Annotated in this window: 6 protein-coding genes and 1 CRISPR repeat array; of the genes, 4 read left to right on the top strand and 2 right to left on the bottom strand. The window is 31.2% G+C overall.

What is annotated here, in order from left to right; genetic code table 11:
• Positions 1–85 precede the first annotated feature (85 nt).
• Positions 86–487: a FixH family protein gene (locus FNW38_RS07395; protein WP_235890167.1), complete on the top strand. Its 402-nt coding sequence runs from the start codon at positions 86–88 to the stop codon at positions 485–487.
• A gap of 73 nt (positions 488–560) precedes the next feature.
• A complete protein-coding gene (locus tag FNW38_RS07390) occupies positions 561–1262 on the top strand; it encodes a sulfite exporter TauE/SafE family protein (protein ID WP_143386696.1) in 702 nt (233 codons plus the stop codon).
• 71 nt (positions 1263–1333) lie between these two features.
• Here FNW38_RS07390 and hemN read toward each other — a convergent pair whose 3' ends face one another.
• Both hemN and FNW38_RS07380 read right to left on the bottom strand, forming a co-directional pair.
• Positions 1334–2698, bottom strand: a complete 1365-nt coding sequence (gene hemN / locus FNW38_RS07385; RefSeq protein ID WP_143386695.1) for an oxygen-independent coproporphyrinogen III oxidase — start codon at positions 2696–2698, stop codon at positions 1334–1336.
• 142 nt (positions 2699–2840) lie between these two features.
• Positions 2841–4853 (bottom strand): DUF349 domain-containing protein, encoded by a 2013-nt coding sequence (locus FNW38_RS07380; RefSeq protein WP_144066661.1) that lies wholly within the window; start codon positions 4851–4853, stop codon positions 2841–2843.
• 549 nt (positions 4854–5402) lie between these two features.
• On the opposite strand from FNW38_RS07380, the gene cas9 reads away from it, so the two are divergent.
• Both cas9 and FNW38_RS17460 read left to right on the top strand, forming a co-directional pair.
• Positions 5403–9773, top strand: coding sequence for a type II CRISPR RNA-guided endonuclease Cas9 (gene cas9, locus FNW38_RS07375; protein ID WP_144066660.1), 4371 nt, complete (start codon positions 5403–5405; stop codon positions 9771–9773).
• Positions 9774–9873: 100 nt separating this feature from the next.
• A CRISPR array of direct repeats spans positions 9874–11295; the repeat unit is 36 nt; unit sequence GTTGTGGTTTGATTAAAGATTAGAAAACACGATATT.
• Between the two features lie 171 nt (positions 11296–11466).
• On the top strand, positions 11467–11607 hold the full coding sequence (locus tag FNW38_RS17460; protein WP_185963109.1) for a hypothetical protein: 141 nt from the start codon (positions 11467–11469) through the stop codon (positions 11605–11607).
• The last annotated feature ends 237 nt before the right edge of the window (positions 11608–11844 follow it).

Here is an 11844-nt window from a genome sequence, read left to right as displayed (position 1 = left end):
TTTAAATACTCTAACAGCAGTTCCCCCTTCGGGGGCCAGGGGGATTAATTGGGGAACAGGAATCGTTATTGCTTTTGGTTTGTTTATGACCTTCATTTTGTATTTTGTTTTTACAGTTCAATCCGATTCAAAATATGATAATGAGCTGGTTGTAGAAGAATATTACAAGCATGATGCTCATTTTGGAGATGAAATGGGACGGATTCAAAACGTACAAAATTTGGCTCAAAAGCCAAAAATAACGACTACTTCAGAGGGAATTCTAATTGTATTTCCAGATGTATTCATTCCGAAAAACATTAAAGGAAAAGTGTCCCTTTACAGACCGTCTAACAAAAAATTAGATTTTGAAATTCCAATTTCGTTGTCTAATCCTACTTTGCTCATTCCTAAAAAAAGTTTGGCAGGCGGTCGTTGGGACATTAATATGGAATGGCAATATGAGGGAAAATCCTATTTGTCCAAAGAAACGATATATATCAATTAGTCATAAAGTCAAAAGTCATAAAGTCCATCGTTTGACTTTAAGACTTTTGACTTTATGACATTAGACTAAAAAAATGCTTTACACTGCCTTTATTTTCGGTTTAATAAGTAGTTTTCACTGCATTGGTATGTGTGGTCCTATTGCTATGATGTTACCCGTTGATAGAAATAACCAGACTAAAAAAGTCACCCAAATTATTACCTATCATTTAGGAAGATTAACGGCGTATGCCACCATTGGATTTGTTTTTGGGCTGGTTGGAAAAGGATTTTTTATGGCTGGTTTACAACAGAAATTATCCATATTCATTGGCGTAGCCATGATTATTGTAGTTTTAACTCCGAATAAACTTTTTGCTAAATATAATTTTTCAAAACCTGTTTTTGAATTGATATCTAAAATAAAAACAGCATTAGGAAGTCAGTTTAAAAACAAGAGTTACAAATCATTATTCACTATTGGTTTACTCAACGGTTTTTTACCTTGTGGAATGGTTTATGTCGCCTTGTTTGGGGCTATTGCCATGCAGAGTGAAAGTCTGGGTGTTTTATATATGATATTATTCGGATTAGGAACCGTTCCTATGATGAGCAGTGTCGTGTATATTAATTCATTTTTAACGGTGCCTGTCCGAAATAGAATCCAAAAAGCGATTCCTTATGTGGCGGTATGCATTGGTTGTTTATTTATTTTAAGAGGATTGGGATTGGGAATTCCTTACATTTCTCCATCTAATATGAGTTTGTTTATTCAAGCCGATCCGAATTGTCACTAATTTTTTTATAGTTTAGTATATAAAAAGCACGCTATTCAGCGTGCTTTTTTATTTTGTAAGATTAGGGATTATTAGATTGTCATCGAAAACAATTCGGTTTCCGGTGCTTTTCTTTTCAAACGTAAATCGAATGCCATACAAATATTACGAACATAAGGTTTCCCTTTTTCTGTAACCTCAATGTTATAGTCTTTAAGGATTACTAATCCATCGTTTTCCATTTCTTTCAACTGAAGTATAACGTCTGGAATTTCATTGAAATAACCCTCTTTGTTTTTCCAGGAAGTTTCAAATTGGCACATTAAATTCAGAATGTGTTTTCTGATGATGAGGTCTTCATTCGTCAATAAATGCCCTCTGAAAACCGGTAATTTATTCCATTCTAATACTTGATAATAATCTTCCAAGTTTTTTACATTCTGCGCAAAACTATACCAACTGTCACTGATGGAAGAAACACCTAAACCAATCATTAATTGTGTTTTTGAGGAACTGTAGCCCATAAAATTACGATGCAATTTACCATTTTGAAAAGCGTCATACAAACTGTCTGTTTTTAATGCAAAATGATCCATTCCTATTTCGCGATACCCGTTTTCATACAATAATTTTTTACCTGTTTCATACAATATTCGCTTTTTCTCATCCTTTGGAATATCTTCATCATTAAATCCGCGTTGTCCATTCCCTTTAATCCAAGGAACATGGGCGTAACTATAAAATGCCAATCGGTCGGGCTGTAATGATTTTGTTTTCTCAATAGTATCGATAATATCTTCAATTTCCTGAAATGGCAATCCAAAAATAATATCATGACCAATCGAAGTATAACCAATTTCTCTGGCCCAGAACGTAACTTTTGCCACGTTATGAAAAGGCTGTTCCCTGTGAATTGCTTTTTGAACTTTTTCTGAATAGTCCTGAACGCCAAAACTCACTCTTCTAAAACCTAAATCGTAGAGCTTTTGCAAATGTTCGTGTGAGGTATTGTTAGGGTGGCCTTCAAAACTAAATTCATAGTCTTTGGCTTTATTGGCATGGGAAAAAATACCGTTTATTAAATCCTCTAAATTTTTAGGAGAGAAAAATGTTGGGGTCCCGCCGCCTAAATGAATTTCTTTGATGGTTGGTTTTTCACCAAGGATTTTACAATAGAAAGTCCATTCTTTCAAAACTGCATCAATATAAGGATTTTCAACGGCATGATTTTTTGTGATACGCTTGTTACAGCCACAAAAAGTGCATAAGCTTTCGCAAAAAGGCAAATGAATATAAAGACTGATCCCCTCTGAACTATTACTTGCTGCAAATGATTTTTTCAGCGTTTCGGTCCAAATTTTATCCGAAAAATCAGTTTCATCCCAATATGGAACTGTTGGATAACTGGTGTATCTGGGCCCTGGAACATTGTACTTTTGAATTAAGGAATTTTTCATGGTAAAGTCATTTAGCAATAACCAAAAGTAACATTACGGCTAAATATTTAAAATGATAATTATCATATCGTTACTTTATTTTCATAAAAAAACCTCGAACTATTTAAGAACGAGGTTTCTAATTTTTAACTATTGTTGAAAATTATTCTATTTTCAAATTTCTCAATTGTTTTAGTTTTTCTTTCCAAACATCAAGGCTTTCTTTATGGATAGCGATGTTTTTACGAACTTCTAATACAATGGAATTTTCTTTTTTTGCATTTCTGGTGTTGGTAAAAAACTGAATGTTATTTTCTAATTGGAAAATTTCATTCTGCACTTCATCAATTTTACGCATTAAGAATATCTTCTCGTTATCCAGTTTGCGAGTATCATTACTTTCTGATAAATTGTCCATTCTATTGGCAAAACGTATCATATCAGTGTCTTTTTTACTCAAACTCAATTTTTCAAAAAGAGCATCCAGAATTTTATTGAATTTTCCTTCAATATGTCTTCTTGGGAAAGGAACTTTTCCAAAGTTTTTCCAGGTTTCGATGTGTAATTTTATAGCATCGAGATCTGTCTTGTGATCACCAGTCAATTGGTACTCTCTCAACGTTTCTAAGTAGGTTTTTTTATTGTCAAAAGCTTCTACTTCTTCACTGTTTTCTTCATTTTTTTGCTCTTTTAATTTGTCAAAATAATGATTACAGGCATCTTTAAACTCTTTCCAGATTTTATCTGAGTATTTTCTAGGCACATGTCCTATTTGTTTCCACTCATCCTGAATTTGTTTCATGATGGGAGTAGTCGCAGCAAAATCAGTACTTTCCTGTAATTCTTTGGCTTTTGCAACAAGGGCCGTTTTTTTGCATAAGTTGTCGTTTTGATCTTTCTTAATGTCTTTGTAAAACGAATTTTTGAAAGAATTAAAATTTCTGACAGCAGTTTTGAAACTAGCCCAAGTTTCCTCATTTACATCCGATGGTACTTTTCCGGCAGAGAAGAAAGCAGTACGTAACGCTTCTACTTTTTCTATTTGAGTCAGCCATTGCGAATGAGCATTCACTTTCTCAGTTGCTAAAACTTCAATTTTAGAAATGATTTCTTTTTTCTTTTCTAAATTTTCAAGTTCCGTTCCTCTTTGATTTTCGAATAAAACTTCGCGTTTATCATGCATTTGTTTGGTCAAATCACTAAACTTGTTCCAAATGGCATCACGATGTTCTCTAGAAACAGGCCCAATGTCTTCTTTCCAGATTCTATGTAAATCTTGTAATTCTCTGAACGCTTTGTTGACATCGGTTTCTTTTACCAATTCTTCAACACGTGCGACAATTTTTTGTTTTTGCTCTAAATTATGTTTGAAATCCAAGTCTCTTGCTTCTCTGTCAAGATGCAAATAGTCATAGAAATTTTCTACATGAAAATGGAAATTATTCCAAACGTGATTGTATTTGTCTTTAGGAATTGGTCCTGCATTTTTCCATCGCTCTCTTAAATCATTAAAATGTTTTAAGGTGTCCTTGATGTTTTCCTGCGGATTGATTAACTCTTTTAGTTCCTCAACAATCACCAATCGATTTTCTAAATTGGTTTTTAGATTCGTTTGTAAGCTTTTGAAATGTGTATTTTTAGTATCTCTAAAAAGAGAGTAATATTTGTCAAATTGTGTTTTTAATGGAGAGTGATATTGAAATTCTTCATTTGGATCTTGATTTTCTGCAAGAAATTCTTCTTTTTTCTCTTCAATAAGATGATTGTATTTGGCTAAGAATGCTTTTTTAATTTCTTCAATATGATCTTTTACAGACATCACTTTTTCACTGGAAACTAAACTCTTCAGTTCCTCTACCAGTGTTTCAAGAGACAGTGTGTCATAATCCTGCATCGGAATGTCGTGACGCTCTTTTAGCGTTTCATCTTCACTTTCGGCGGCATTTGTTTCGGCAATTGCATCGAGTGCAGTTTGATTTTCAGTTTCTGCAATAGGTGCAGTTTCTGGCAATTCTTCATTAGAAGGGATAACAACATTTTCTTCTGCAGGCACATCAATAGGCTCAGACAATGCTGTTTTTTCCAAAACTTCAGTGTTGGATTGACTTGATTCAACGGAATTGTTTTCTAAATTTCCATCTGCTTCCAGCAGGTTATCATTCTTTTCTTCTAACATTTTTTCAATGTGTAAGGTTTCTATTTTTTTATCGAACACGAAAGATAGTAAAGGAGCATGAAATTACAAAATAAATCCTTTATTTATAGTCGTTTTATGTTAAAAAAAAGTTTTTTTTGAAGCAATTTCCTGCTATTCGATGTATCTTTTTTGTTCGCCGAAAAGGCGAATAAAAAAGGATGCCGCTGCAAATGAAATTCACTGAACTCCTATGAAAACAAATGTTTAGTGAAGTAATCAGGGCTAGGGTTTTGGGATTTAAATTAGACGTTTGTTGTTTATAATACGAATTGAATTAGAGTATATTTTCAATGATTTTTAATATACAATGTTTTTTATATAACTTCATTAAATAAAAAAAGTCCCACCGAAGCAGGACTAAAGATTTTCATCTACGGCATATAGCCTTATTGTGATAAGATTAAAGATTAGAAATTTTAATCAGTTACAAATATAAATAAAAAATAATTAGGTTTGAATGAGGAAAACCGTAAGGAGGCTAATTATTTTCGCCGTAGCTTTAAAAATTCTTACAAAATAGAGATTGACATGACAAAAATATTAGGATTAGATTTAGGGACGAACTCGATTGGATGGGCGATTGTGGATAAAGATAGTAACGATTTTTCTTTAGTAGATAAAGGTGTTAGAATATTTTCGGAGGGCGTAAAATCAGAAAAAGGTATTGAAAGTTCTCGTGCTGCCGAAAGAACAGCTTTTAGAAGTGCAAGAAAATTAAAATACCGAAGAAAATTGCGAAAGTATGAAACATTAAAAGTTCTTTCAATTAATGGAATGTGCCCATTATCAATTAAAGAAGTGGAAGAATGGAAAAAATCGGGTTTCAAACAATATCCATTAAATCCTGAATTTTTGAAATGGCTAAGAACTGATGAAGAGGAGAATATAAATCCTTATGTTTTTAGAGATAGAGCAAGTAAGCAAAAAGTTTCATTATTTGAATTTGGTAGAGCTTTATATCATATTGCACAAAGAAGAGGTTTTTTAAGTAATCGATTGGATCAATCTGCTGAAGGAATTTTAGAAGAACATTGTCCTCAAATTACTTTATTAATTGAGGATTCAATTTCTAATACTGAAATTCTAATAGAATTAAAAGATTATTTTTTTAATGTTGGAATTCTTGATGAAACTAACAAAGGGGGTTTCAAAAAAGAGTTAGACGAAGGTGAAGCCAAATTACGAACTTTATATAATGCCCTTTTAGGTATAGTTAAAAGGAATGAAAATAAGTTTATTATAGCTAAAGAAGAAATTATTGCAAGATTAAATAGGAAAGAAGATTTAGGGAAGGTAAAAGGCAAAATTAAAGACATTTCCCAAGCTATGATTGATGGAGATTTCAAAACATTAGGTCAATATTTCTTTAGTTTATACAATAAAAGTAAGATTAGAAACCAATATACTTCTAGAGAAGAACATTACCTTGAAGAGTTTAATATAATTTGTAAGATACAAGGAATTGGAGAAATCATAGCTGACGAGCTGCTGCCAGAAAAAAAATACAATGGATTAGCTAAAGATTTATATAAAGCTATATTTTTCCAACGACCATTAAAATCCCAGAAAGGATTAATTGGCAAATGTTCATTTGAAAAAAGTAAAACTCGCTGCGCAATTTCTCACCCAGATTTTGAAGAATATAGAATGTGGACTTATTTAAACACCATAAAAATTGGAACGCAATCTGAAAAAACGTTACGATTTTTATCTCTAGAAGAAAAGCAAAGTTTAATTCCGAAATTTTTAAGAAAAAAAGACAATTTTAATTTTGAAGATTTAGCGAAGGAACTTATTCCAAAAGGAGAAACATTTAATTTTTATAAATCATCAAAAGCCAACGAAGTTAATTATTTGTTTAATTACAAACCCTATGATACGGTTGCTGCAAGTCCAGTTTCGGCATCTTTAAAAAATATTTTTGGAGACGATTGGAAAACCAAAATAATTTCATACAAATCTAAAAATGCTAAAGGAATTGAAGTTAATCGTACTGTAGATTATAAAGATTTATGGCATTTGCTTTCTGTTTCAACATCGGATATTTATTTGTTTCAATATGCAAAGCAGAAATTAGGATTGGACGATAAAAATGCAAAAGCATTTAGTAAAATTCGATTAAAAAAGGATTTTGCAAGTTTGAGTTTAAATGCAATTACCAAGATTTTGCCCTATGTAAAAGAAGGATTATTATATTCTCACGGAGTTTTTATGGCAAATATTGAAAGTATTGTTGATGAATCTATATGGAATGATGGCAATCAAAGAAAATTTATTCAAGATAAAATAGCCGAAATAATTGAAAATCATACTTATGAAAACGGACAATTAGAAGTAATTAATAGTTTGATTAAAGAGTGTAAAACTGTAGGTGCTTTTTATTCTAAAGAAGCTGAAAGTATCTACAAATCAGATTTGAATAAAAAATTAATTCCTTTTTTTAAATTCCATAAAATTGAATTGGACAAAGAATCATTTTTAAATGAATTATTTCCTATTCTAATCGAGCAATTAATAAAGTATGAATATGTAAAAATCAGTCGTTTAGATGAAAAAGTTTTAGATTTTATAAAAGGTAAGAACGACGATGGCGAAATATTTTGTACAAATGAAAAGCGAATAAATAAGCTATATCATCCATCAGATATAGAGGTTTTTAAAAAGAAAATCATAAAAGACGAATTCGGAAATGAAAAAGTAGTTTTAGGAAGTCCGCGAACTTCATCTATAAAAAATCCAATGGCAATGCGGGCTTTACATCAATTGCGAAAAGTATTGAATACTTTGATTTTTGACGGACAAGTTGATGAAAAAACCATTATTCATATTGAAATGGCTCGTGAATTGAATGATGCTAATAAACGAAAAGGAATTCAAGATTATCAAAACGAAAATAAAAAGAATCGAGAAGAATTCGCCAAAGATATAAGAAAGTTATATTTTGAAGAGTGTAAAAAAGAGATTGAACCAACAGAAGATGATTTATTGCGTTATCAGCTTTGGTTAGAGCAAAATAAACAAGAAATTTATGAAGATGGAAGAAATATAAGTATTTGTGATATAATAGGAACTGACCCAAAATATGATTTTGAACACACTGTTCCAAGAAGTCGTTCACAAGATAATTCTCAAATGAACAAAACACTTTGCAGTCAAAAGTTCAATAGAAATATTAAAGGGAATAAAATGCCTTTTGAATTGTCAAATCATAAAGAAATTCTATTGCGAGTTGCACATTGGAAAGAAGAATCAGATAATTTTACAAGAGAAATTGAAATAATTTCTCGCTCTATTAAAGCTGCTGCAACCAAAGAACTTAAAGATAAGAAAATAAGAAGAAGACATTATTTAACTTTAAAAAGAGATTATTTAAAAGGAAAATTTGATCGATTTATTTGGGAAGAACCAAAAGTTGGTTTCAAAAACAGCCAAATACCAGATACAGGAATCATTACAAAATATTCGCAAGCCTATTTGAAATCCTATTTTAAGAGAGTTGAATCTGTAAAAGGAGGAATGGTTGCCGAGTTTAGAAAAATTTGGGGAATTCAAGAGAGTTTTCAAGAAAATGATAAAAAATATTTTCACGAAAAAGATAGAAGCAAACATACGCACCACACAATCGATGCGATTACAATTGCTTGTATGACAAAAGAGAAATATGATGCTTTAGCCAATGCTTGGACACAAGAAGATAAAGGACAACTTGCCGAAGCACGAAAGCTATTAGCGGATTCTAAACCTTGGAAAACCTTTAAAGAAGATTTAAAAAAGATAGAAGAAGAAATTTTAGTATCTCATTACACACCAGATAACGTCAAAAAGCAATCTAAAAAAATTGTCAGAATTCGTGGTAAAAAGCAATATGTTTCAGAAACCATTAAAGATGTAAATGGAAAAGTAATAGTTCAAAAAGATGCTAACGAAAAAATAATTTTCAAGCTTGATAAAGACGGAAAACGAATTTCGAGATTGCAACAAGGTGATACAATCCGAGGTTCATTACATCAAGATAGTATTTATGGAGCGATTAAAAACCCATTAAATACCGAAGAAATACGTTATGTAATTCGTAAAGATTTAGAAAGTATCAAAGCATCTGATGTTGAGAATATTGTTGATGAAATGGTTAAAGAAAAAGTGAAAGAAGCTATTTCAAATAAAGTCTTATTAATTTCATCAAATGCACAACAAAAAAATAAACTTGCCGAGAATCAAAAAGTTTGGATGAATGAAGAAAAAGGAATTCCAATAAACAAGGTTAGATTGTATGCCAATTCAGTAAAGAATCCATTAGAAATTAAAGAGCATAGTGCATTATCAAAATCTCGACACGAGCATAAGCAAAAAGTCTATGGACAGAATGACGAGAATTATTGTATGGCTATTTATGAGTTATATGGTAAACGAGATTTTGAGTTGATTAATAATTTCAATTTAGCAAAACTAATTAAACAAGGTCAAGGAAATTATCCATTAAATAAAGAAAAGCAACTTAAAGGTAAAAAAGTACAAATTCCGATTGCAAAAAGTAATAATCGTGATGTAGTTTTAAAAAGAGGGCAACAGGTTATTTTTTATGATAAAGAAATAGAAAAGCCAAAAGACATTACTGAAATAATTGATTTTAAAGGAAGAATTTATATTATTGAAGGTCTTTCTATACAAAGAATACCAAGTGTAAGTGGGAGTGTTAATGAATACGGTGTAATCACTTTAAGATATTTTAAAGAAGCTAGAAAATCTGATGAAATTAAAAAAGATAATTTTAAACCTGATGGAATTTATAAGTTAGGAGAAATAAAACCAACAAGAAAAATGAATCATAGTCAGTTTTCAGCATTTGTTGAAGGAATTGATTTTAAGGTTTTGCCTTCGGGAAAGTTTCAAAAAATATAATTTTTAGTAGTTCTTTGACATTCAGTTTTTCATTTTCTTAAACAGCCAAACCACAACTGAAAGTTATGGCATCCGCCCAGCAGGGATGCAGTAACTTTCAGTTGTGGTTTGATTAAAGATTAGAAAACACGATATTTTCATGCACTATGTCGGCAATTCTACGAATGTTGTGGTTTGATTAAAGATTAGAAAACACGATATTTTCTGCCTGCGATATATAGCGTAATGTTTGGTTGTGGTTTGATTAAAGATTAGAAAACACGATATTGGATAATAACAAAATATTAAACTAAAAACGGTTGTGGTTTGATTAAAGATTAGAAAACACGATATTCCACGTCCCGAAATGGCTTGTGATACCGTAGTTGTGGTTTGATTAAAGATTAGAAAACACGATATTCGAACTTATTGAAGATACTACGGTATTGACGTTGTGGTTTGATTAAAGATTAGAAAACACGATATTTCAATAGCGTCAATAGCTTCTCTAAGATCGGTTGTGGTTTGATTAAAGATTAGAAAACACGATATTGCCACATACGGCAAACAGATCAACTACAACGTTGTGGTTTGATTAAAGATTAGAAAACACGATATTATTGGCGGTTTCTCCTAACTAATGGCTAACGTTGTGGTTTGATTAAAGATTAGAAAACACGATATTTAGGCTAGATTGGCGTCTATTATAGTTCCTGTTGTGGTTTGATTAAAGATTAGAAAACACGATATTTAAAAATACCACTCTTTTGCATTCAACCCTGTTGTGGTTTGATTAAAGATTAGAAAACACGATATTCCGAGTATCATGACGAAAATGGAAATTACCGTTGTGGTTTGATTAAAGATTAGAAAACACGATATTTTACCGTCAATTTCAAGCTTGTAAGCCGTAGTTGTGGTTTGATTAAAGATTAGAAAACACGATATTTTTGTATAATTAAATTGTTATGCAAATATAGTTGTGGTTTGATTAAAGATTAGAAAACACGATATTAAGCGAACCTAGTTCATTCGTGACATTGAAGTTGTGGTTTGATTAAAGATTAGAAAACACGATATTAGAATTTCAATAGGTGGAACTCCTTTAACAGTTGTGGTTTGATTAAAGATTAGAAAACACGATATTCTTTGCGGTTTCTGATAGAGATAGAATATTGTTGTGGTTTGATTAAAGATTAGAAAACACGATATTCGGTATAAAATTCACTAATGGTAGTTCCTGGTTGTGGTTTGATTAAAGATTAGAAAACACGATATTTAGGATTGATTTATCAAAAGCTCACGTAGGGTTGTGGTTTGATTAAAGATTAGAAAACACGATATTAACAGATGACGGAACTAAGCTACAAGTGTCGTTGTGGTTTGATTAAAGATTAGAAAACACGATATTTGGACTTCTTTTAAAACAACTATTAGATTGGTTGTGGTTTGATTAAAGATTAGAAAACACGATATTTAATTGTACCACCTGAACCCGTAGAACCCGGTTGTGGTTTGATTAAAGATTAGAAAACACGATATTAGTTGGCTTGTTACCTTCTAATTATCAATAGAATAAGGAAAAATATCGTATAAAAAAATGCTCCTTTTTTGCCTTGATAAAGCACTATTGGAGCATTTTTTTGTTTCTAGTGTTTTTTGTATCGACAAAAAATCGATTTGAAAAATTTGTATATTTGTAAAAACATTTATTATGGGGGTAGTTATTGAGGCTGAAGAACAGTATAAAAATATGCTACTTGAAATAGCGCAAGCTATCAAGGCAAAAATTACGTTTCAGGAAAACGATTTTTGCGAGGAACTCCCAGAACATGTAAAGGCTGGTATTCTTTAAAGTAAAGAGCAAATAAAACAAGGAAAATTAACAAAATTTTCTGTTGTTAAAGAGAATCTATTGGCTAGAAATCACAGAAAATAAATGTTAGAAATTGATTTAACCGATAATGCAAAATTTACTTTGCAAAATATTTTTGATAGTATAGAATATAAATTTGTTGAGGTCGGTATCTAACCACATATTATTTCTCTATGGCAAATATTATCTGCCTTTACCATCCTTTTGATTAAATTG

Origin of the sequence: Flavobacterium gawalongense (assembly GCF_007097265.1) — a bacterium.
Taxonomy (GTDB): Bacteria; Bacteroidota; Bacteroidia; order Flavobacteriales; family Flavobacteriaceae; genus Flavobacterium; species Flavobacterium gawalongense.
This window is presented reverse-complemented; position numbering and strand designations above follow the sequence as displayed.